At 61.6% G+C, this 22,030-nt stretch carries 17 protein-coding genes; 8 read left to right on the top strand and 9 right to left on the bottom strand.

Features of this window, described 5'->3' with window-relative positions; all coding sequences use genetic code 11:
* Window positions 1-20: 20 nt before the first annotated feature.
* Window positions 21-656, bottom strand: coding sequence for a response regulator transcription factor (locus tag GQB03_RS16505; RefSeq protein WP_159691753.1), 636 nt, complete (start codon window positions 654-656; stop codon window positions 21-23).
* Window positions 631-3,348 (bottom strand): PAS domain-containing sensor histidine kinase, encoded by a 2,718-nt coding sequence (locus tag GQB03_RS16510; protein ID WP_159691755.1) that lies wholly within the window; start codon window positions 3,346-3,348, stop codon window positions 631-633. The genes GQB03_RS16505 and GQB03_RS16510 overlap by 26 nt, the downstream gene beginning before the upstream one ends.
* A gap of 331 nt (window positions 3,349-3,679) precedes the next feature.
* On the opposite strand from GQB03_RS16510, the gene GQB03_RS16515 reads away from it, so the two are divergent.
* The 4 genes from GQB03_RS16515 (at window position 3,680) to lpdA (ending at window position 11,625) form a co-directional block, all read left to right on the top strand.
* A complete protein-coding gene (locus GQB03_RS16515; protein ID WP_327516901.1) occupies window positions 3,680-4,738 on the top strand; it encodes an ABC transporter substrate-binding protein in 1,059 nt (352 codons plus the stop codon).
* A 444-nt stretch (window positions 4,739-5,182) separates the two neighbouring features.
* Window positions 5,183-7,864 carry a pyruvate dehydrogenase (acetyl-transferring), homodimeric type gene (gene aceE, locus GQB03_RS16520; RefSeq protein ID WP_235027101.1) on the top strand — a complete coding sequence of 894 codons (2,682 nt, stop codon included), beginning with the start codon at window positions 5,183-5,185 and terminating at the stop codon, window positions 7,862-7,864.
* Between the two features lie 20 nt (window positions 7,865-7,884).
* Window positions 7,885-9,528 (top strand): dihydrolipoyllysine-residue acetyltransferase, encoded by a 1,644-nt coding sequence (aceF, locus tag GQB03_RS16525; protein ID WP_159691759.1) that lies wholly within the window; start codon window positions 7,885-7,887, stop codon window positions 9,526-9,528.
* A gap of 12 nt (window positions 9,529-9,540) precedes the next feature.
* Window positions 9,541-11,625: a dihydrolipoyl dehydrogenase gene (lpdA, locus tag GQB03_RS16530; RefSeq protein WP_159691761.1), complete on the top strand. Its 2,085-nt coding sequence runs from the start codon at window positions 9,541-9,543 to the stop codon at window positions 11,623-11,625.
* A gap of 90 nt (window positions 11,626-11,715) precedes the next feature.
* Here lpdA and GQB03_RS16535 read toward each other — a convergent pair whose 3' ends face one another.
* Together GQB03_RS16535 and GQB03_RS16540 are read right to left on the bottom strand one after the other, a co-directional pair.
* The gene (locus tag GQB03_RS16535) at window positions 11,716-12,138 is read right to left on the bottom strand and encodes an acyl-CoA thioesterase (protein ID WP_159691763.1); all 423 of its coding nucleotides are present in this window, start codon (window positions 12,136-12,138) and stop codon (window positions 11,716-11,718) included.
* A 145-nt stretch (window positions 12,139-12,283) separates the two neighbouring features.
* On the bottom strand, window positions 12,284-12,763 hold the full coding sequence (locus GQB03_RS16540) for a YidB family protein (RefSeq protein WP_235027102.1): 480 nt from the start codon (window positions 12,761-12,763) through the stop codon (window positions 12,284-12,286).
* Between the two features lie 84 nt (window positions 12,764-12,847).
* Between GQB03_RS16540 and rpiA the strand changes: the two genes are divergently transcribed.
* Window positions 12,848-13,516: a ribose-5-phosphate isomerase RpiA gene (rpiA, locus tag GQB03_RS16545; protein WP_159691813.1), complete on the top strand. Its 669-nt coding sequence runs from the start codon at window positions 12,848-12,850 to the stop codon at window positions 13,514-13,516.
* A gap of 70 nt (window positions 13,517-13,586) precedes the next feature.
* A complete protein-coding gene (gene phoU, locus GQB03_RS16550) occupies window positions 13,587-14,285 on the top strand; it encodes a phosphate signaling complex protein PhoU (protein WP_159691765.1) in 699 nt (232 codons plus the stop codon).
* A 79-nt stretch (window positions 14,286-14,364) separates the two neighbouring features.
* On the opposite strand, the gene GQB03_RS16555 is transcribed toward phoU, so the two are convergent.
* The 5 genes from GQB03_RS16555 to GQB03_RS16575 form a co-directional block, all read right to left on the bottom strand.
* Window positions 14,365-14,637 carry an oxidative damage protection protein gene (locus tag GQB03_RS16555; RefSeq protein ID WP_159691767.1) on the bottom strand — a complete coding sequence of 91 codons (273 nt, stop codon included), beginning with the start codon at window positions 14,635-14,637 and terminating at the stop codon, window positions 14,365-14,367.
* A 102-nt stretch (window positions 14,638-14,739) separates the two neighbouring features.
* Window positions 14,740-16,281, bottom strand: coding sequence for a sensor domain-containing diguanylate cyclase (locus tag GQB03_RS16560; RefSeq protein WP_159691769.1), 1,542 nt, complete (start codon window positions 16,279-16,281; stop codon window positions 14,740-14,742).
* Between the two features lie 11 nt (window positions 16,282-16,292).
* Window positions 16,293-17,642, bottom strand: coding sequence for an amino-acid N-acetyltransferase (gene argA, locus GQB03_RS16565; protein ID WP_159691771.1), 1,350 nt, complete (start codon window positions 17,640-17,642; stop codon window positions 16,293-16,295).
* A gap of 59 nt (window positions 17,643-17,701) precedes the next feature.
* Entirely contained in the window at window positions 17,702-19,186 is a 1,485-nt protein-coding gene (gene pap, locus GQB03_RS16570; RefSeq protein WP_159691773.1) for a polyphosphate:AMP phosphotransferase, read from the bottom strand.
* Between the two features lie 80 nt (window positions 19,187-19,266).
* A complete protein-coding gene (locus tag GQB03_RS16575) occupies window positions 19,267-19,995 on the bottom strand; it encodes a 16S rRNA (uracil(1498)-N(3))-methyltransferase (RefSeq protein ID WP_159691815.1) in 729 nt (242 codons plus the stop codon).
* 95 nt (window positions 19,996-20,090) lie between these two features.
* Between GQB03_RS16575 and GQB03_RS16580 the strand changes: the two genes are divergently transcribed.
* Both GQB03_RS16580 and GQB03_RS16585 read left to right on the top strand, forming a co-directional pair.
* The gene (locus GQB03_RS16580) at window positions 20,091-20,900 is read left to right on the top strand and encodes an inositol monophosphatase family protein (protein WP_159691775.1); all 810 of its coding nucleotides are present in this window, start codon (window positions 20,091-20,093) and stop codon (window positions 20,898-20,900) included.
* A gap of 109 nt (window positions 20,901-21,009) precedes the next feature.
* Window positions 21,010-21,885 carry a phosphoribulokinase gene (locus GQB03_RS16585; RefSeq protein ID WP_159691777.1) on the top strand — a complete coding sequence of 292 codons (876 nt, stop codon included), beginning with the start codon at window positions 21,010-21,012 and terminating at the stop codon, window positions 21,883-21,885.
* The last annotated feature ends 145 nt before the right edge of the window (window positions 21,886-22,030 follow it).

A 22,030-nucleotide genomic window follows, 5' to 3' on the forward strand; every position in this document is an offset into this window, starting at 1 on the left:
CGGGCACCCCTGCAATGACTTCAGCGAGGCGCCTGGGGCTCGAGCCCGACCACATTCTGCACGAGCTCCGCCAGCGAATTCACCCCCATCTTCTCCATCACGCGGGCGCGGTGAACCTCTACGGTCTTGATGCTGATACCGAGCGTATCGGCAATCTGCTTGTTGAGTTTGCCCGCGATGATGAGTTCGAGCACCTCGTGCTCGCGCTGGGTGAGCAGATCCAGCCGTCGAGCCACCTCGGCATCCTGACGGCGCCGGTCACGCCCTTCCTTCTCGACCGCCAGACACTGACGAATCAGCGTCAGCATGTCTTCATCGTTGAACGGCTTTTCGATGAAATCGGCAGCACCGCGCTTGAGCGCCGCCACGGCCATCGGCACGTCACCGTGTCCGGTAATGAAGATCACCGGCAGCGTTGCGTGCAGATCGCAGAGGCGGTCGAAGAGTTCAAGACCGCTCATGCCGGGCATGCGCACGTCAAGCAGCGCACAACCGGTAAGCTGGTCGTTGTAATCCGCAAGAAACGCTTCGGCCGAATCGTAGCTCTGGGTCAGGTAGCCTGCGGAATCGAGCAGCCAGGCCAGCGAATCGCGCAGCGCCTCATCGTCATCGACAATGTAGATGCGTTGTTCAGACGTGCTGGACGAGTTGTTCACGCTGGGTCTCCATCGGCAGGGTGAAGCTGAAGATGGTACCACCCTCCGGGTTCGGCTCCTCCCACAGACGACCTTCGTGAAACTCGATGATCGAACGGCAGATGTTGAGCCCCATGCCCATACCGTCCGCCTTCGTCGTGAAAAATGGCGTGAACAAGCGCTCGCGGTCCAGATCACTGATGCCGCCGCCGCGATCGATCACTGCCACTTCGGCCATGCGCCCATGGCCGGCACGGGCCCGGACCACCAACGGGACCGCATTGTCGCCGCCCTCGCTGGTCGCATCGATTCCATTGCGCACGAGGTTGAGTACCACCTGCTCGATCATGATCCGATCCGCGAAAACCCGCGGCATGCCGGGTTCGATTTCGGCCACCACCCTGACACCGACCCGCCGCGCATCGATCTCCGCAAAACCGATCGCATCTTCGATGATGTCCTCGAGCGGCACTGCAGCCCTGCGCGGCTCACTCTTGCGAACGAAGTCGCGGATGCGCCGGATGATCTTGCCTGCGCGCTCGGCCTGATAGCTGGCCTTCTGCATCGCGGCAAGCAACTCCTGCTGTTTCCATTCGCCGGCCTGCAGTCGCTTGACACAGCCACTCGCGTAATTGGAGATCGCCCCCAAGGGTTGGTTGAGCTCATGCGCCAGCGTCGAGGCCATCTCGCCCATGGTGATGAGTCGCGCCGTGCGCTGGAGCCGCTCTTCCTGTTGACGCTCGGCGTCCTCCATGTGCTTGCGGTCCGTGATGTCGGTCGCGATCGCCATGCGCACTGCACGCCCGTCGACCCAGCGGGTGGCGCGCTCGCGGACGTGGTACCAGCGCCCCGAGAGCGGATGACGGAGCTCGCCGTCGAAGAGTTCCCGGGGCAGATCGGCCGGGCCCAGGTTGCGTGGATCGACCAGGTAATCACCGCGCTCCGGTTGCGCCACCGACACCGCGCGGACCGTTCTGCCGACCGCATCAAAGCCGTGCATGACCATGAACGCGTGGTTGGCGTAGAGGATCTCGTCGGTGTGCGCGTCGGCCACGAACACGGCTGCGTCGAGGCCATCGAGTACCGCCTCGAAACGCTCCTGTGAGGCCTCGAGCGCAGCACGCACCCGTTTCGGTTCGGTGATGTCGCTCATCGCGGCCATCCAGCCGAGCTGCTTGCCGAGACTGTCGATCAACGGAGAGATGAACAGCCGGATATCGATGCGCTCTCCGCTCTTGCGGCGAATCCGCATTTCGAAACCGGAGGCCGGCGCCTTGCCCGCAAGCGTCAGCTGGAGATTGCGATGGCACGTTTCCATTTCTTCCGCCGGCCAATAGGCGAAAGGCGGTACCGAGCCGACCAGTTCCTCCTGACTCCAACCGACCATGCGGGAAAAGGCCGGGTTGACATAGGTGATCCGCCCCGTCAGATCAATCGCGCGCATGCCCGTGACGAGCGACTCTTCCATCGATTTGCGAAAGGCGTACTCGGTCAGCAGCGCGTCCTCGGCTGCCTTGCGGCCGGTAATGTCGTGCGCCACCGCATAGAGGAGCTTTTCCTCTCGCACCGGGTTGATGCTCCAGGTGAGCCACTTGAAGCGTCCGTCCGCACACCGGCTGCGACTCTCGAAACTGACCGGCTCGCCTTCCGAAAGCTTGCGAAGCTGTTCGACCGTGGTGATGATGTCTCCACTGTGTACGAAATCGAGCAGCGCCCGTCCGGGCAATTGCTCGGGCGGAAATCCGAGAATGTGCTCGAATGCGGGATTGCAGCGGCGAAAGCTGCCATCCAGACCCAGAATGCAGAGCATGTCGAGGGACAGGTTGAACAAACGATCCCGCTCTTTCTCAACACGCACCCTCCGCTGGATATGTGCACGGAGCAGCCAAAGGCTCCAGAGAACCAGCAGGGACAATCCCACGATCAGGGCCATCGGCAGGGCGCGCGGCACGTCCGAACCGGTGCGGAACGCAGTGGCCCGCATGGTCAGTCCATTACCGGGCGGATCGAGATCGACCGAGTAGCTCAGTGACTGGTCGAGCCGGTGCACACCCGAGTTGGCCGACAGTTCCCGGCCATCCAGCCCCGAGAAGCTGATGCGGTATTTCTCGCCGAACCAGTTGGGAATCAGCGACCGGGTCATCCGTTCGATCGAATACACACCTGCGATCGCCCCCATGAACGTCCCGCCGCGAAAGACCGGCACGTACAGTTCGAGAACCGCCATGTCGCGCTGATTGATCTGGGCCGCACCATAGCTCGGCCGGCCGAGTTCCCTGGCGCGGTAGAACGGCGTGGTCTGCAACGCGCTCAAGGTATCGCCCACCAGCCAGTCTGTCGTGTCGAAAGGCGCGGTCCAGCGGACCGTTTCGTCGGGTCCGACCCAGGCAATATTGACCAGTTCCGCGTTGTTGGCGATGTGCTGATTGGCCGAGACCTGGAAGGCGTCGGCATCGAGATTTCCCGCCGCGAGGTCGCGCGCCGTCTTGATCAGGAACTCCTCGGTCGCTGTCATGTGCAGACGCATCGTCTGTTCCGCCCACTGCACGTCGCGGGCGAGTGCGTTGCGTTCGACTTCGTTCTCGCGGACCTGCAGCACCCACACGAGCACCAGCATCGCCACGGCAAAGATCACCACCGCCACATAAGGGATGTTCCAGTACCAGTTCGGTGATCGGGCTTCGCGAAGTTCGCGAACGACGGAGCGGGACATGCGGGCGGCAGTATCCGAGATGAGGTGCCTCTGGACAGCCATTGTTGTCGCCCCGCACCAACGCAGACATCGGGTCTTACCCTAACAGGAACGCACGGGCGCCTTCCGCTCCGATTCGCGATCCCGGCACAGCCCGTGCGGGTTTTCTCCAATATCGAGTGCGCATCCTGCGTGAGTAACGTTAAGGAAAAAACAGAAGGGGGGACGGGTGAGGCGCATTCTTGCCGCATTTTTGCTGTCCGGCCTGGCGAGCCTTTGTGCCGCCATCGAGCCAATTCTCATCGGTGTCTCTGGCCCATTTACGGGTGGTTCCGCGCCGATGGGGATCTCGATGCGCGACGGTATTCGCTTGGCGATTTCCGAGATCAACGCATCGGGGGGCCTCCTCGGACGCCCGGTCCAGTTGATCGAACGCGATGACGAAGGGCTGAACGAACGCGGGGCGCAGGTCGTTCAGGACCTCATCAACAAGGAAAGAATCGTTGCCGGACTGGGCATCGTAAACACGGGCGTGGCCCTCGCCAGCCAACGCTTCTACCAGCAGGCCCGCATTCCGGTCATCACATCGGTGGCCACGGGCTCGATTGTCACCAAGCAGTTCCAGCCGCCGCAGTATCCCGACAATTACGTCTTCCGCGTTTCGGTCAACGACACCATCCAGGCAGAGATGATCGTCGAGGAAGCGGTCGAGCGCAGCCGTTTCCGGAAAATTGCGATCCTCCACGACTCGACCAACTACGGCCAGCTCGGTCGCGAGGATCTCGAGCGCGCACTGCTGCGCCGCGGCATGAAACCGGTGGCGGTCGAGCGCTTCAACATCCGTGATGTCGACATGATGCCGCAGTTGCGTCGCGCTCAAAAGGCAGGGGCCGAAGTGATACTCACCTATGGCATCGGCCCCGAACTGGCGCATCTCGCGAACGGCATGTCAAAGCTGCGTTGGCGCGTACCGATGATCGGCAGCTGGACCCTCGCGATGTCGAACTTCATCGACAACGCAGGCCCCAATGCGGAAGGCGCCCGGATGCCTCAGAGCTTCATAGCCGAGCCCGTCTCTCCACTTTTCAGCAAATTCATTCGTGATTATCAAATTGCCACCGGCAAGGAAAGAATTTCGGTACCGCCGGCCGCTGCGCAGGGGTATGATTCCGCCCTGTTGCTTGCTGCAGCCATCCGACAGGCGGGCAACACGGAAGGGCATCAGATACGAGAGGCGCTAGAAAGCCTCCAGAACCCGGTTGAAGGCGTAGTGATGAACTACGTGAGACCCTTCACGCGCAGCGATCATGAAACGATCAAAAGCACGCAGACGCCCTTCATCGGCATTGTTCACAATGGCCGGGTCGTTTTCGCATACGACGAAGACCGTCGCCGCGTGGCCGGAAAGTGAACCGCCGGCCCTGCTTTCCATGAACGGCCGGGGGCACTCTCCCTCAATCCCTCCCTTTCCCCCGGCCGTCTTTTTTCCCCCTGATCCGGCATCACCGGGCGTGGCCACGAACCGTACTCGCTTGCGGCGCCACCTCCACCCATGGCAACGCGCTTCGCCGCGACATGCCGGACCTCGTCCCTGCCAGGCGCGTGCTGCCGTATCCGATGCATAACGAATCACCCGCGTCCGCTCAGCTTCGGGCCATGAATTCCTGCAAGCCGATCCCTCACGCGATGCGCCTGAACGAGGAGCGAAAACGCACATTTCGTATTATGAAATGTATTTTTGTATTGTAAAACGCCGCTGCGCCGTCTATCATTGACTCACACGAAGTCCTGATTCGAGAAAACGGCCCGACCCGGGCCGCACAGCAAGCGCCGCATCACAACAAGGAGAGAGAGCATGGCAACACCTCAGAACATGCTCCTGCAGGCCGACACGGACGCGCAGGAGACAAAGGAATGGACCGAAGCCCTCGAGGGGGTCATCGCCAACGAGGGCCCCGAACGCGCCCACTTCCTGATCGAAAAGCTGATCGAGGAAGGGCGTGAAGAAGGGATCAACATCCCCTATTCGGCCACCACGCAATACATCAACACCATCCCTGCGCACCAGCAGCCGGACTATCCGGGCGATGCGGACATGGAGATCAAGCTCCATTCCTACATTCGCTGGAACGCCATGGCGATGGTGGTAAAGGTCAACAAGCACACCAACGTCGGCGGCCACATTGCCTCCTTTGCCTCTTCCGCTGCCCTCTATGACGTAGGCTTTTCGCATTTCTGGAAAAGCATCGATCACGAAACCGGCGGCGATCTCATCTACTTCCAGGGCCACTCCGTCCCAGGCGTCTATTCCCGCGCCTACATGCTCGGCCGGCTGACCGACGAGCAGATGAACAACTTCCGTCTGGAAACCGACGGCAAGGGTATTTCGTCCTACCCGCACCCGTGGCTGATGCCGGATTTCTGGCAGTTCCCGACCGTCTCGATGGGCCTGGGGCCCCTGTGCGCGATCTATTCGGCGCGCTTCATGAAATACCTGGCCAGCCGCGGCTTGATCGACGCCAAGAAGGCCGAGCAGCGCAAGGTATGGGCCTTCCTCGGCGACGGCGAGACCGACGAGGTCGAATCGCTCGGCGCAATCGGCATGGCCGGTCGCGAGAAGCTGGACAACCTGATTTTCGTCATCAACTGCAACCTGCAGCGCCTCGACGGCCCGGTGCGCGGCAACGGCAAGATCATCCAGGAACTCGAAGCGGAATTCCGCGGCGCGGGCTGGAACGTCATCAAGCTGATCTGGGGCACCCAGTGGGACACGCTGTTCGAGCGTGACAAGAAAGGCATCCTCAAGACGCGCATGATGGAACTGTGCGACGGCGAGTACCAGACCTTCAAGGCCAAGGACGGCGCCTATGTTCGCGAGCATTTCTTCAACACGCCCGAACTGAAGGCGCTGGTTGCGGACTGGACCGACGACCAGGTATGGAACCTCAACCGCGGCGGCCACGATATCTTCAAGATCTTCTCCGCCTACAACGCCGCGGTGAATCACAAGGGCCAGCCGACCCTGATCCTCGCCAAGACCATCAAGGGATTCGGCATGGGCCAGTCCGGCGAGGCGATGAACATCTCGCACCAGCAGAAGAAGCTCGATCTCGACTCGATCCGCCGCTTCCGCGACCGCTTCGGTCTGCCGGTACCCGACGACCAGCTCGCCGAGCTGCCCTACCTCAAGTTCCCGGAAGACTCCGCGGAATACAAATACATGCGCGAGCGTCGCATGGCCCTCGGTGGCTTCCTGCCGAGCCGTCGTCGCACCGCCGAGCCCCTGGCCGTGCCCGCCCTCGACACCTTTGCCGCACTGCTGAAGGCATCCGGCGAAGGCCGCGAGCTGTCCACCACGATGGCCATGGTGCGGGTCATGAACACCCTGCTCAAGGACAAGCAGATCGGCAAGAACATCGTCCCGATCGTGCCGGACGAGTCCCGCACCTTCGGCATGGAGGGCATGTTCCGCCAGTACGGCATCTGGAACCAGGAAGGCCAGAAGTACGTGCCCGAAGATCATGACCAGCTCATGTTCTACAAGGAAAGCCAGACCGGCCAGGTGCTGCAGGAAGGCATCAATGAAGCCGGCGCAATGGCCGACTGGATCGCCGCCGGCACCGCCTATTCGGTGCACGGCGTGCAGATGGTGCCCTTCTACATCTTCTATTCGATGTTCGGCCTGCAGCGCACCATGGACCTTTGCTGGGCGGCTGCCGATCAGCGTACCCGCGGCTTCCTCATCGGCGGTACCGCCGGCCGCACCACGCTCAACGGCGAAGGCCTGCAGCACGAGGACGGTCACAGCCTGATCCTCGCCAACATGATTCCCAACTGCATCAGCTACGACCCGACCTTCCAGTACGAAGTCGCAGTGGTGGTCCAGGACGGCATGCGCCGCATGTTTGCCGACCAGGAAGACGTGTACTACTACATCACCGTGATGAACGAGAACTACGAGCACCCGGAGATGCCTGCCGGTGCCGAAGCCGACATCATCAAGGGAATGTACGCCTTCAGGAAAGGCGCAGCCGGAAAAGGTCCGCGCGTCCAGCTGCTCGGCTCGGGCACGATCTTCAACGAGGTCATCGCCGCGGCCGAACTGCTCAAGAACGACTGGGGTGTCGAGGCCGACCTGTGGGGCTGCCCGAGCTTCAACGAACTGGCCCGCGACGGTCAGGACGCAGCGCGCTGGAACATGATGCATCCGCTCGAAGCGCCGAAGAAATCCCATGTCGAACAGAAGCTGGCGGACGCGCAAGGTCCGGTCATCGCTGCCACGGACTACGTCAAGCTCTTCGCCGAGCAGATCCGCCCCTTCGTGAAGAACAGCTACGTCACGCTCGGAACCGACGGTTTCGGCCGCTCCGACACCCGCGAAAAGCTGCGCCATTTCTTCGAGGTGGATCGCCACTGGGTCACGCTGGCCGCCCTCAAGGCGCTGGCCGACGAGGGAACAATCGAGCGCGACAAGGTTGCCGCGGCGCTGGTCAAGTACAACCTTGACCCGAGCAAGCCCAACCCGATGTCCGTCTGAGCGCCGAGGAGACTGCAAAAATGAGCCAACTCATTGAAGTTAAGGTACCGGACATCGGCGATTTCGACGAAGTCCCGGTGATCGAGCTGTTCGTCAAGGTCGGCGACACCATCAAGGTCGATGACGCGATCTGCACGCTCGAGTCCGACAAGGCCACCATGGACGTGCCTTCATCGGCCGCCGGCGTGGTCAAGGAAGTGCTGGTCTCGCTCGGCGACAAGGTCGCCGAAGGCAGCCTGCTGATCAAGGTCGAGGCAGCGGGTGCCGCGGCAGCCGCGCCTGCACCGGCAGCAGCAGCGCCAGCTCCCGCGGCTCCGGCAGCCCAGGCTCCGGCCGCGGCGCCTGCTGCAGCGGGCGGTACGGTCGAAGTGAAAGTGCCGGACATCGGCGACTTCGACGAAGTCCCGGTGATCGAGCTGTTCGTCAAGGTCGGCGACACCATCAAGGTCGATGACGCGATCTGCACGCTCGAATCCGACAAGGCCACCATGGACGTGCCTTCATCGGCTGCCGGCGTAGTCAAGGAAGTGCTGGTTTCGATCGGCGACAAGGTGGCCGAAGGGTCGGTGCTGCTTAAGGTCGAGGCAGCCGGCGCCGCCGCGCCAGCCCCCGCACCGGCTGCGGCCCCTGCTCCGGCTGCAGCGCCCCCCGCCACGGCGGCCGCGGCCCCTGCCAAGGCGGCACCGGCGCCTACCCCTGCAGCAGCAGCGGCTCCGTCGGCAGTGACGCTGGGTGGCAAGGTTCACGCCAGCCCTTCGGTCCGTGCCTATGGCCGAGAACTCGGAGTGGATCTCGCGCAGGTCAAGGCCAGCGGTCCGAAAAACCGCATTCTCAAGGAAGACGTCACCGCCTTCGTCAAGGGTGCAATGCAGTCCGGCGTCGTTCCGGGCAAGACCCCTGCCGCCGCGGCGGTCGGCAGTCTCGGTGGCGGGCTGGATCTGCTGCCGTGGCCGAAAGTCGATTTCTCCAAGTTCGGCGAAATCGAATCCAAGCCTTTGTCGCGCATCAAGAAGATCTCCGGCCAGAACCTTTCGCGCAACTGGGCAATGATTCCGGCGGTGACCTATCACGAAGACGCCGACATCACCGACCTCGAGGCCTTCCGCGTTCTCATGAACAAGGAGAACGAGAAGTCCGGCAAGAAGCTCACCATGCTCGCCTTCATCATCAAGGCTTCGGTGCGGGCCCTGCAGGAATTCCCCGAGTTCAACACCTCGCTGGACGGCGACAATCTGGTCTACAAGAAATACTTCAACATCGCCTTCGCCGCCGACACGCCCAACGGCCTCGTCGTCCCGGTGGTGAAGGACGCGGACAAGAAGAGCGTGTTCGACATCGCGGCCGAGACCGGTTCGCTGGCCAAGCTGGCCCGTGATGGCAAGCTCAAGCCGGCCGACATGTCCGGTGCCTGCTTCACCATCAGCTCGCTCGGCGGTATCGGTGGCACCTACTTCGCGCCAATCGTCAATGCGCCTGAAGTGGCGATCCTCGGGGTCAACAAGTCGGCGATGAAGCCGGTATGGGACGGCAAGCAGTTCGTGCCGCGCCTGACCCTGCCGATGTCGCTGACCGCCGACCACCGCGTGATCGACGGTGCACTCGCGACCCGCTTCAACGTCTACCTCGCTCAACTGCTGGCCGACTTCCGTCGGGTCATGCTCTAAGGAGGCCGCGACATGAGTCAAGTTGAAGTCAAAGTCCCGGACATCGGGGATTTCGATTCGGTGCCGGTGATCGAGCTGTTCGTCAAGGTCGGAGACACCATCGCCGTCGATGACGCGATCTGTACGCTGGAGTCGGACAAGGCCACCATGGACGTGCCGTCTTCCGCAGCCGGCGTGGTCAAGGAAATCAAGGTTGCGCTGGGCGACAAGGTTGCGGAAGGCAGCGTGCTGATCGTCGTCGAGACAGCCGGGGCCGCGGCAGCAGCGTCAGCCCCGAGCGCGGCGGCACCCGCTCCGGCCCCAGCGCCGGCTGCGGCGCCCGCGGCTGCTGGCGGTGGCGGCGTAGTCGAAGTCAAGGTCCCCGACATCGGGGACTTCGATTCGGTGCCGGTGATCGAGCTGTTCGTGAAAGCGGGTGACACCATCAAGGTCGACGACGCGATCTGCACGCTCGAGTCCGACAAGGCCACCATGGACGTGCCTTCATCGGCTGCAGGCGTAGTCAAGGAAGTGCTGGTCTCGATCGGCGACAAGGTGGCCGAAGGGTCGGTGCTGCTCAAGGTCGAGGCAGCCGGCGCCGCAGCCGCTGCCGCTCCGGCGGCCGCTGCCCCGAGCGCGCCTGCAGTCGCGGCGCCCACCGCGGCAAGCCATGGCGGCTCGGCCGACATCGAGTGCGACATGCTGGTGCTCGGCGCCGGCCCGGGCGGCTACTCGGCCGCATTCCGCGCCGCCGACCTCGGCCTCAAGACCGTCATCGTCGAGCGTTACCCCACCCTCGGCGGCGTCTGCCTGAACGTCGGCTGCATCCCCTCCAAGGCCTTGCTGCACGTGGCCCAGGTGATGGACGAGGCCGAGCACATGGGCGCCACCGGCGTGAGCTTCGCCAAGCCGGCGGTCGATGTGGATGCGCTGCGCAAGCACAAGGATGGCGTGATCGGCAAGCTCACCGGCGGTCTGTCCGGTATGGCCAAGGCCCGCAAGGTCGAGATCGTGCGCGGCTACGGCCACTTCCTCGACCCGAATCACATCGAGGTCGAGGGCACCACTGGCGACGGCCAGGACAAGACCGGCGACAAGAAGGTGATCCGCTTCAAGCAGTGCATCATCGCCGCCGGCTCGGCCGCGGTGCACCTGCCCTTCATCCCCAAGGATCCGCGCATCGTCGATTCGACCGGGGCGCTCGAGCTGCGCTTCGTACCGCAAAAAATGCTGGTCATCGGCGGTGGCATCATCGGTCTGGAAATGGCCACGGTGTATTCGTCGCTGGGCGCACGCATCGACGTGGTCGAGATGATGGACGGCCTGATGCAGGGTCCGGACCGCGACGCGGTCAAGGTGTGGGAGAAGCAGAACGCGTCGCGCTTCGACAACATCATGCTCAGGACCAAAACAGTGGCGGTCGAGGCGAAGGAGGACGGGCTCTACGTCACCTTCGAGGGCGACAAGGCACCGCAAGGGCCGCAGCGCTACGACATGATCCTGCAGTCGGCCGGGCGTGCCCCGAACGGCAACAAGATCGGTGCCGACAAGGCCGGCGTGATCGTCGGCGAGCGCGGCTTCATCCCGGTCGATGCACAGATGCGCACCAACGTGCCGCACATCTTCGCGATCGGCGACATCGTCGGTCAGCCGATGCTCGCCCACAAGGCGGTGCATGAGGCGCACGTGGCGGCGGAGGTGGCGGCAGGCCAGAAGTCGGCCTTCGACGCGACGGTGATCCCGGGCGTGGCCTATACCCATCCTGAAGTCGCCTGGGTGGGCTACACCGAAGCCCAGGCCAAGGCCGAAGGCAAGAAGGTCGAGACCGCCAAGTTCCCGTGGGCAGCCTCGGGTCGGGCGATCGCCAACGGCGCCGACTACGGCTTCACCAAGCTGATCTTCGATGCCGAGACGCACCGGGTGATCGGCGGTACCATCGTCGGCCCCTCAGCCGGTGACATGATCGGTGAGGTGTGCCTGGCCATCGAGATGGGCGCGGACGCAGTGGATATCGGCAAGACCATTCACCCACACCCGACCCTCGGCGAGACCGTCGGCATGGCCGCCGAAGTGGCCCACGGCAGCTGTACCGACCTGCCGCCGATGCGCAAGAAGTAAGCGCTTCGCTGGGGCGCAGAACGAACGGCGGCCTGCGGGCCGCCGTTTTTCCTCAGGAGCATGATGCGGCGATGGGGACACCCATCGGTGCTATTCGAATCGGGACCTGAACCCGTCGGGCATCTGAGCCACCTTGCGGATCGAATAATCGAAGAACACGATCCCGGTCTTGCCACGGGCCACCTCACGCCCGCTGCCCGCCTCGGCCATACGCCAGTAGAAGTCACAGCCGTATTTTCCAGGCTCGGCGACACCCATCTGAACCCGCATCGTTTCGCCGTAGTGCCCCTCGGATTTGTACTGCACGGCAGCATCGGTGACGATGATTCCCTTTCCTTCGACATCGAGTTCGGAATACCCCATGGACTTGAGGTAGCGCACCCGAGCCTCGGATACCACGGTCAGCAACATGGCATTGTCGAGGTGATTGCCATAATTCATGTGGCTGAGGTACAGGGCAATGTCGGTCGAGAAAGGCAGATTTTCGGGAAGGGTGACGTGAATACGGGCCATGACGGAAGTAAATCTCGGAAATGAAGGGGTCCGCTTATGTGCAGATGCAACAATTTAAACACAGCGCGACTTGAAGCATGCACTTCAAACGAAAAGCCCCGGGGGAACCCCCGGGGCTTATGCCCCACCTGTCGATCGCACGGACTCAGCCGCGCAGCAGTTTTCCGGCCAGATCGATCAGACTGCCCGACATGGCGTCCCTATCAGGCACGTTACCCTGCGGTGTGAGCTGATCGATCAGTTGCGGCAGAATGGCCGCAAGACTGCCCGCAGCCTCTTCCTTCTGGACGCCCAGCTGGTTCGAAATGTTTCCGATGAAATCGTCGCCCAGTGCCGAGCTCATATCCTGCCCGCTGACCGGCTCGTTCGGACCCGAACCAACCCAGGATGCCGCAGCACCGCCCAGGCCCGCATTCTGAAACTGCTGCAGCAGGCCGCCGAGCCCACCCGGCTGGTTCTTGATCAGATTGAGGACGATTTCGATCAGCTGATTACCCCCCGCCTGCTGCTGACCGCCGCCCAACATGCTCCCGAGCACCTGCCCGGCCAATCCATCGAGAAGTCCCATTTCGAAGCCCTGTTGATTCATTGAAGAGTTTCGATTATTGGTGCCATGACGCTGCACCGCAAGCCTGCGGGGCAAATGGTCACGCTAATTTGCATACCGGCCGCTTCAGATAGAATGCCGGCCATTGAATGGGCGAACGAAATGACACAGGACGAACTCAAGCAGGCTGCAGCGCAAGCTGCTCTCGACTATGTAGAGGAAGGCAGTATCGTCGGCGTTGGGACGGGCTCGACCGCCAACCATTTCATCGATGGCCTGGCCCGGATGAAAGACAGAATTGCCGGCGCGGTAGCCAGCTCCGAGGCAAGTGCCGAACGGCTTGCCCGGCATGGCATCCGACTCTTCGATCTCAATGACGTAAATGCAATGCCGGTCTATGTGGACGGCGCAGACGAGATCGATTCATCACTCGCGATGATCAAGGGCGGAGGCGGCGCGCTGACGCGGGAGAAGATCGTCGCCGCAGTGGCGGGACGATTCATCTGCATCTGTGACGAGAGCAAACTGGTGAAGACCATGGGACGCTTTCCATTGCCGATCGAGGTCATCCCGATGGCACGGGCCCAGGTTGCGCGGGAGCTCACACGACTGGGCGGCAAACCGGTGCTCCGCACGGGCTTCGTAACCGACAACGGCAATATGATCCTGGATGTTCATGGGCTGTCCATCACCGACCCGGTTGGCCTCGAAACCAGTCTCAATCAGATCGTCGGCGTCGTGACAAACGGTCTGTTCGCTCGCCGTGGCGCTGATATCCTGCTCCTGGCCACCACGAGAGGTGTCGAGCGTCACAGCCGCGCAACACAGTAACAAAATCGTCACGTGGCGGTGCTAGGCTGCCGATTTGGCCAACTTGGCCCCAAAGTTTACTGAGACGGCGATGAACGAACATACCTCGAAGCAATTTGACGCGGAACTTGAGAACATCCGCACGCGTGTGCTGCAGATGGGCGGCATGGTCGAGCTGCAGATCGTCAAGGCGGTCGAGGGGCTCGTGAGCGGCGATCTGGTACTGATCGATCAGGTGATCGACAATGATCAGCGGATCAACCAGATTGAAGTCGATCTGGACGAAACCTGCTCCCAGATCATTGCGAAACGCCAACCGGCCGCGGTCGACCTGCGCATGATCATGACGGTGATCAAGACAATCACCGATCTCGAACGAATCGGCGACGAGGCGAAGAAAATCGCCAAAATGGCAAAATCGCTGCATAGCGCCGAATCGCAGTTCGTACCGCGCATCGAGATGCGCCACGCTGCGAACCTCGCCGTGGAAATGCTTCGCAAATCTCTCGATGCCTTTGCGCGGCTCGACCTTGCAGCCGCCGCTCAGGTGGTCCGTCAGGACAAGGAAGTGGATACCGAGTTCAAGAGCATCATGCGCCAGCTGATCACGTTCATGATGGAAGATCCTCGCACCATTTCCCGCGGCCTCGAGGTTCTGTTCATTGCAAAAGCCATTGAGCGAATCGGGGATCACGCCAAGAACATGTCGGAATACGTCGTGTATATGGTGAAGGGACGCGACGTACGGCATATCGGGCTTGAGGAGATCGAACGCGAAGTCGCCCGCTGAAGCGGCGGCTTGAAATGAAAGAGGGGGCGTTGATTCAACGCCCCCTCTTTCATTTCAAGCCCGCCTGGCCAGCATCGCTTCAGGCGGACGGCGGCACATAGCCTCCAATCTGGTCTCCACCACCTTCAAAGAAGTGTTTTTCCATCTGCTCCGCAAGATACTTGCGCGCACGGATATCCATGAGGTTGAGCCGGTTTTCGTTGATGAGCATCGTCTGATGCTTGATCCACTGCTGCCATGCCTCCTTGGAGACATTTTCGTAGATCCGCTTGCCGAGATCGCCCGGCACCGGTGGGAAATCGAGACCCTCTGCCTCGCGGCCGAGTTTGATGCAATTCACCATGCGGGACATTGCCACTCCTTTTCTCTTCCAAGTCATCCAAACGCACCGATTCTAGCCGAAAAGGCCACATGGGACCGGCGCCGAGGTGGGGCTGCCGCACAGCGGGCCTGGTTATTCCGCACGTTCCTGACCGAGCCAGCGATTTCGCCCGGCACCCTTTGCACGGTACATCGCCTCGTCGGCGGCGGCCATGAGTCCGGCCACATGGTCCGCATCCTGTGGGTAGCATGCGAGCCCAACGCTCACTGTTACCGCAATCGACTGCCCTCCCAGTTCGAACCGGGTCTCGGCGACAACCGCGACCACCCTGCGGGCGAGCTCTTCCAGCGAGGGGGGTTCGCTGTCGGGAACCAGTATTGCAAACTCGTCTCCACCGAAACGGAAGAACATCTCGTGACGACGAACAACGCGCCCAACCCGCTCAGACAGCGTCACGAGGACATGATCACCCGCCTGGTGCCCGTAGGTATCGTTGATCGGCTTGAAACCGTCGAGGTCAAAAACGAGCAGACCTACCTGCCGTTTGCGCCGTGCCGCTTCGTCAAGCGCCCGCGCGATATCCTCGTCGAAGCGACGCCGGTTATACAGCCCCGTAAGCGAATCCCGCTCGGCCAAACTCATCAGCAGGTTTGCACTCGTCCGGACCTCGGTGACGTCCTCCATGATCCAGACGCGCCCGATCTCTTCGTCACGGCCCTCCCTCATGATCAGCGCAGAACTCTCGGTGATGACCCGGCCATCCTTGAGCACGAATTCAAAGTGCGTATCTTCCACTGGCCCGGCCAACAGTTCCGACACGTGTTGCCGGTAGGCCGGAACATCCGCGAGCAAAGCCTCGCAACGATCGAACAGTGCCGTATCGCGGATACCGAACAGATTCTCGGCGTCAGGAAATCCCCACATCGAGAGAAAGCTCTGGTTGAAGTACTGGACCCGACGGTCTGTGTCGAAAAGGACGATTCCCAGGCGAATGGTGTTCAGCAGCGCGGCAAGACGCTGCCTCTCGTCCTTCGAGCGAACCAGGTAATGCTCACTGAGTGCCCTTGCACGCCGCGCGTCGGCGAGAGCTTCGAGTTGCTTGAGCTCGGTTTCCCGGCGCGACTGAATATCGTCGGCCGAAAGCCTGACCGCCAACAGGCTGCCCTCGTCGTCACGAATTGCGTGCCAGTTGCACGCGACCCAGACGACACCGCGCTCCCGATGCCCTAAACGAATCTCGAGGCAGCCGTTTGCTCCGGTAAGCGCCTTGATGCGTTCGGCCTTACCGAACTCACGATCAGAATCGTGGACCAACAGCTCGATCGGATCCACTGCAGCCAGACACTCTGACGCGCTGTAGCCCGTGATCCGCTCGACCGAGGGGCTGATCCAGCAGAGCTTTCCTCTTGCATCGAGCAGCGCCTCGATCCCGAAACTACTTTCGGCGATCTGCCGCATCGACACCCCGCCAAACGAATCTTCCACCGCCGTACCGGTCTTGAAAGAGCGGGCAAGAAGCCATACCAGTCCCGCACCGGCGCTCACGCCCGGCAGCCAGAAGATCCCCCCCCGATCCAGTCCCCACATGAGCACGCCACCGGCCACGGCAGCAGCCAGGATCTTCAGCGCAGACCCGCTCGGCCGGGTCGAAGGCGACTTGAACGGAACTGACACGATCGATCAACTCACAGGCTTTTCACCAATACCTTGGAGCGGCGCTGAAGGTTGTAGAGCTCACGCTTGAGCGCAGGCAACTGATCTGGTCCGGTTTCTTCAAAATCCCGCTCCCGAAACCAGTGGGCAGTGCGCGTCGTGAGCACGAACAGGCGCTCCAGCTCCGCCGCTCGGGCGCGTTTCTCGATGCGCTTGAGCAACAATTCGCCCAGTCCCGAGCGCCGGAACTCGGGCTGCACAGCCAGACAGGCGAGCTCTGCCGCCTTCTCCTCGCTAAAGGGATACAGCGCGGCACAGCCGACCAGCACGCCGTCGTGCTCGACCAGCGTAAAGCGCTCGATCTCCCGCTCCAGCAGCTCCCTGCCACGACGAACCAGGGTACCGTCCGCCTCCAGCGGGCTGATGAGCGATACCAGCGCCGCCACATCCTCGTGGGTGGCCTCGCGAAGCCGGAACAAGGGGTCGCGCGACACCAGCGTACCGACGCCCTGATGGGTAAAGAACTCGAGCAACAGACCACCATCCTTGTCGCGATCGATGAGATGCACCCGTGCGACACCCCGGCGTACCGCACGAATCGCGCAGGGGAGGTAAAGATCGAGGTCTTCGGTCAGCCCTCGCCCTTCTCGCAACATCTGCTCCGCCTCGTCCGCCGTGATGGAATCTATCAAGCGACCGTCGTCGTCGAGCAGACCCGGGGCATCACAGAGATAAAGCAGCTTCTCGGCCTTCAGGGCGATCGCAACGGCCTCCGCAACCTCCTCCAGCGGCAGGTTGAAGATCTCTCCCGCAGGAGAGACCCCGAGAGGCGAAATCAGTACGACATTCTGTTGATCCAGATCCGCGGCAATCTCGTCAGCGATGATCTTGCGCACCGCACCGGTAAATTGCAGGTCGACACCATCGACGACACCGACCGGTCTCGCGGTAATGAAATTGCCCCCGGTCACGCGCATGTAGCTACCGGCCATCGGCGTGTTGGGCAAACCTTGCGAAAGAAGAGCCTCGATTTCGAGCCGTGTCACCGCCATGGCCGATTTCACGCATTCGAGCGCCGCCACATCGGTGACCCGCAAGCCATTGTGAAACCGCGACACAAGTCCTCGTCGCTGCATCTCGGCGTCAATCTGGGGACGGGCGCCGTGTACCAGCACAAGACGAATCCCCAATGCAGCCAACAGATTGCAATCGTAGGCAAGCTTCTGAGCCATTTCACCTGCAACCACCTCGCCACCGAAACCGACCACGAAGGTTTTCCCGCGGAAGGCGTGGATGTACGGCGCCGCAGCACGAACCCAGGCGACGAAGGGTTGGGTGTCGATGTCGCCAAGCGTGGGAACTCCGGATGAAGAGTGACTCATGCATTACCCATATGTCGTTGCCGCGGAAAAGCGCAGATTGAGGTTGATTCTAGCCGGGATCACTTCAGGGCGGCTTCGATTCGATCGCACACGGTTTCCAGCACCTTGATGCGGGCGTAATACTTGTTGTTTGCCTCGACCAGTGTCCAGGGTGCATTTTCGGTACTTGAGCGGTCGATCATGTCGCACACGGCTCGTTCATAGTCGTCCCAACGCTCGCGGTTGCGCCAGTCTTCGGGAGTGATCTTGTAGCGTTTATGGGGTTCGGCTTCGCGCTCCCTGAACCGACGCAACTGCTCTTCCTTGCTGATGGAAAGCCAAAATTTCAGGACTATTGCCCCCGCTTCGATCAATTGATCTTCAAAGTCATTGATTTCACCGAAGGCGCGCATCCAATCCGCCTCGCTACAGTAACCCTCGACCCGCTCGACCAGCACCCGCCCATACCAGGAGCGGTCAAAGATGACCAGTTTTCCCTGCCGCGGCAGTTGGCGCCAGAATCGCCAAAGATATGGCTGTGCCGACTCCTCCTCACTGGGCGCCGCAACCGGCACAACACGGTACTGCCGCGCATCCAGCGCAGCCGTGAGCCTGCGGATCGCCCCTCCCTTGCCAGCGGCATCGACACCCTCAAACACCAGCACAACCGAGCGACTCGCGAACTCGGGCAAGCGCGTCAACAACGCCAGGCGGCCCTGCAGACCTGCCAGGGCCGCCTGGTAGTCGGCCTTGCCGAGAGGACGGTCCAGTTGGAGGCTGTTCAACAGATTGCGGGTGTCGATTGCCGGCGGCAACGGCGCTGCGGTGGCACGCGGGAGCCACTTCTGTTCGGCCGCCTTGAGCCGCCGCTGCATCGCCTCCAGGAGCGTCCGTGCGGCCAGCAGGCTACGGTATCGCTGATCGCCGCCATCCACGATGATCCAGGGAGCGTGACCCGTACTGGTGTGACGCAACATGCGCTCCGCAACACTATGAAATCGGTCGTAGTTCTCGAAGAACAACCAGTCACGCTCAGTCACCCGCCACCGCGTTTCAGGGTTTTTCTCCAACGACTTCAGACGCTGCTTCTGCGCCTCTCGCGTCAGGTGGAACCAGAGTTTGATCAGCAGTACGCCCTCTCGCACGAGCATTGTCTCGAACCGATTGATTTCATCCAGCCGTTGATCCAGCTCCGCCTTTTTTGTCCTCTTGAAAACGCGGTTCCGAAGCGGCTCGGTATACCAGTTCCCGAACAGAATCCCGATCTTCCCCTTCGGAGGCAGCGCTCTCCAGAAGCGCCACATGAACGGTCGCTCACGCTCCTCCTCGGTAGGTGCCTCGAACGCATGGGAGACGATGTGCCGAGGGTCCATCCACTCATTGAGCAGATTCACGGTCTCGCCCTTGCCCGCCCCATCGACCCCATTCACCAGCAATACAACGGCAAATTCCTTGAGTTGCTGCAGATCGAACTGGGCGTCGAGCAAGGCCGTCCGCAGTTGAGGAACCAGAACCTCATACTCTGCCTTGGTGGTGACGTGCCCCAGCTCGGCAGACTCAAACATTTGGGAGTCCTTTGTTCCAGGACACGACGCGATGGCACATGTGCAACTCCTTGTTCTGCATCACTACCCGTGACGGTTGCCTAGAAATCCCCCCATACGGCCTGGGCGGCAGCCAGCGCCGCAAGCCCAGCCGTTTCGGTGCGAAGAATACGTGGCCCGAGCGTCACCGGTCGACACCCAGCCCGGCATATGGCAGCCAGCTCGCGCTCGCTCCACCCACCTTCTGGTCCGACCAGAACGTGGGTGTCGCCGCTGCCCGGATCCCGCATGTCAATCAGACGCTCCCCCTCGCCCGGAACGAGGGCCAACCTGGTAACCCCCGTCGCCTGCGATCCAAGATAGGCCTCCAGAGACAGGACCGGAGCAAGCTGAAGCAGTCGGTTGCGCCCGCACTGCTCGCTCGCAGAGACGACCACCTGCCGCCAATGGGCGAGCCTCTTTTCGGCACGCTCGGCCGAAAGTTTCAGTACCGAACGCTCCGCGACCACTGGAATGACGGCAGCGGCGCCGAGTTCGACCGCCTTCTGAATGATCAAATCCATCTTGTCACCGCTCGCCAGCGCCTGGACAAGGGTGATGCGAATCGGCGACTCGCGGTCACCGCTGCGACGTTCCGCAAGGCGCGCTCGTGCCGACTTTCCAACGGCGACGAGAATCCCCGGCACTTCGCCTCCCTCACCGTCAAAGAGCACCAGAGAATCACCTGGCCTCAGACGCAGGACGCGCTCGGCATGGTGGGCCACATCGGCCGGGAGCTCGAAATCCTGGTTCTCGGGTAAGGGTGGCGGGCAAAAGAAGCGTGAAATCATCGTGCTATTATAAAACGCTGATTTGCCCATAAAGGGATCGAGAATGGTCGGTATCGAAATGCCGGTCAGCACTTTCGCCCGACGGAGAGACTGAAATGACGACTGGAGCGGTGCGTCTTGCCCGGGCTCGGGCTCTGGAATCACTGGTTCGGGATATCGCGAGGGAAGAGATCCTTCCGCGCTATTTGAAAACCGCCCGAAACCGCAAATCCGACGGATCGCTATTCACCGAAGCCGACGTCGAATCGCAGCGACGTCTTGCTGAAACCTTGCCGGGTCTAGCACCCGGCGCAGTACTCGGCGAAGAGATGGATGCAAATTCACAGGCGCGGTTGTGGCAGGAAGGGCGACGCGGCCTGTGGTGCATCGACCCGATCGACGGCACCACGAACTTTCTGAACGGAATCCCCTTTTTCGCAGTTTCCGTCGCCTATCTGGTCGACTACGAGCCACGATTCGGCGTCGTTTACAATCCGGTCACCGATGAATCCTTCTACGCGGCCAAAGGTGCCGGCGCTTTCCTGAATGGCGCGGCGCTTCCGCTGCGCCCTCCCGCCGAGAAGCTTCACGACGCCGTGGCTGGCGTTGATTTCAAGCGTATCAGCCACCACCTCGGTGATGAACTGGCAGTGAGACCCCCTTACTACTCGCAGCGAAACTTCGGCTCCAGCGCACTCGAGTGGTGCTTCGTTGCGGCCGGTCGATTAGACGTCTACGTACACGGTGGGCAAATGCTGTGGGACTACGCCGCGGGCATGCTCATACTTGCCGAGGCGGGCGGCCAAGCCACAGCCATCGACGGCGGAACCCTTGCGGCGGGCCCCGCCGTAAAGCGAGGCGTCATTGCGGCCTCTTGCCCGGGGCTTTTTAACCAGTGGCGGGACTGGCTGAAAGCGCGCTCCTGAGCCCCCCACCCGGACAAGCGACAGCCCGCCCAGCGTTTTTTTGCACTGCAGAATCGGTTGTCCCATATGATTCCGGGTAACAGAGAACACTTCTTCCCGGAGCATCAACATGTCCATGAAGCATCCGATCATCGCGGTGACCGGCTCGTCGGGCGCCGGCACAACAACGGTCAGTCACACCTTCGAAGCAATCTTCGACCGGGAAAACGTTAACGCCGCAGTCGTCGAAGGTGACAGCTTTCATCGCTATACGCGCGATGAAATGAAACACCTGATCAGTGAAGCCGAGAGCAAAGGTGAAAGAGGCATCAGTCATTTCGGCCCCGAAGCGAACCTCTTTGAAGACCTCGAAAACCTCTTCCGCTCATACAGTGAATCGGCCGTGGGCAGCAGGCGACATTATGTTCACAATGCCGAACAGGCCGCGCGCTGGAATCGACCGACAGGGACGTTCACGGACTGGGAAGCACTCCCTGAAGGCACCGACTGCCTTTTCTATGAAGGCCTGCACGGCGGGGTAGTGTGTGAAAACATCGATGTTTCCCGTCACGTGGACCTGCTGATCGGCGTCGTGCCGACCATCAACCTAGAGTGGATCCAGAAGATTCACCGCGACACAAGGTTGCGCGGATACAGCCTCGAAGCGGTTCAGGATGCCATCCTTCGACGCATGCATGACTATGTGCACTACATCGTCCCGCAGTTCTCCCGCACCAATATCAATTTCCAGCGCATTCCGGTGGTCGATACCTCCAATCCATTCGTCGCGCGCGACATTCCTTCGCTGGACGAATCGATGGTGGTAATTCGTTACAAGGATCCGCGGGGTGTCGACTTTCCTTATCTGCTCCGCATGATTCACGATTCCTTCATGTCCCGGGCCAATACCATTGTGGTTCCCGGCGGCAAGCTCGATCTGGCGATGCAGTTGATCCTCACCCCGCTGATCTGGAAGTTGATGGAGCGCCGGCGCCAGTGGGTCTAGCGCCAGCGCGCCGCGATCCCTACCAGATCCCTGGGCGTGTGCGCAGAGACCACGCCCGCGAGAGGAGCAACGTTCGCACCGAAGTGCCCAAGGCTCGGTCGATTTTCAGGCGCGCTACCAAAGGTCCCGGAATTCAAGGATAATT

It is taken from the genome of Cognatazoarcus halotolerans (genome assembly GCF_009800965.1).
GTDB classification, from domain to species: Bacteria; Pseudomonadota; Gammaproteobacteria; order Burkholderiales; family Rhodocyclaceae; genus Cognatazoarcus; species Cognatazoarcus halotolerans.

Coding starts and splice junctions, on each gene's coding strand:
- GQB03_RS16510 (WP_159691755.1), bottom strand. CDS start 3,348: ATGTCCCGCTCCGTCGTTCGCGAACTTCGCGAAGCCCGATCACCGAAC.
- GQB03_RS16515 (WP_327516901.1), top strand. CDS start 3,680: ATGCGCGACGGTATTCGCTTGGCGATTTCCGAGATCAACGCATCGGGG.
- aceE (WP_235027101.1), top strand. CDS start 5,183: ATGGCAACACCTCAGAACATGCTCCTGCAGGCCGACACGGACGCGCAG.
- aceF (WP_159691759.1), top strand. CDS start 7,885: ATGAGCCAACTCATTGAAGTTAAGGTACCGGACATCGGCGATTTCGAC.
- lpdA (WP_159691761.1), top strand. CDS start 9,541: ATGAGTCAAGTTGAAGTCAAAGTCCCGGACATCGGGGATTTCGATTCG.
- GQB03_RS16535 (WP_159691763.1), bottom strand. CDS start 12,138: ATGGCCCGTATTCACGTCACCCTTCCCGAAAATCTGCCTTTCTCGACC.
- rpiA (WP_159691813.1), top strand. CDS start 12,848: ATGACACAGGACGAACTCAAGCAGGCTGCAGCGCAAGCTGCTCTCGAC.
- phoU (WP_159691765.1), top strand. CDS start 13,587: ATGAACGAACATACCTCGAAGCAATTTGACGCGGAACTTGAGAACATC.
- GQB03_RS16555 (WP_159691767.1), bottom strand. CDS start 14,637: ATGTCCCGCATGGTGAATTGCATCAAACTCGGCCGCGAGGCAGAGGGT.
- argA (WP_159691771.1), bottom strand. CDS start 17,642: ATGAGTCACTCTTCATCCGGAGTTCCCACGCTTGGCGACATCGACACC.
- pap (WP_159691773.1), bottom strand. CDS start 19,186: ATGTTTGAGTCTGCCGAGCTGGGGCACGTCACCACCAAGGCAGAGTAT.
- GQB03_RS16575 (WP_159691815.1), bottom strand. CDS start 19,995: ATGATTTCACGCTTCTTTTGCCCGCCACCCTTACCCGAGAACCAGGAT.
- GQB03_RS16580 (WP_159691775.1), top strand. CDS start 20,091: ATGACGACTGGAGCGGTGCGTCTTGCCCGGGCTCGGGCTCTGGAATCA.
- GQB03_RS16585 (WP_159691777.1), top strand. CDS start 21,010: ATGTCCATGAAGCATCCGATCATCGCGGTGACCGGCTCGTCGGGCGCC.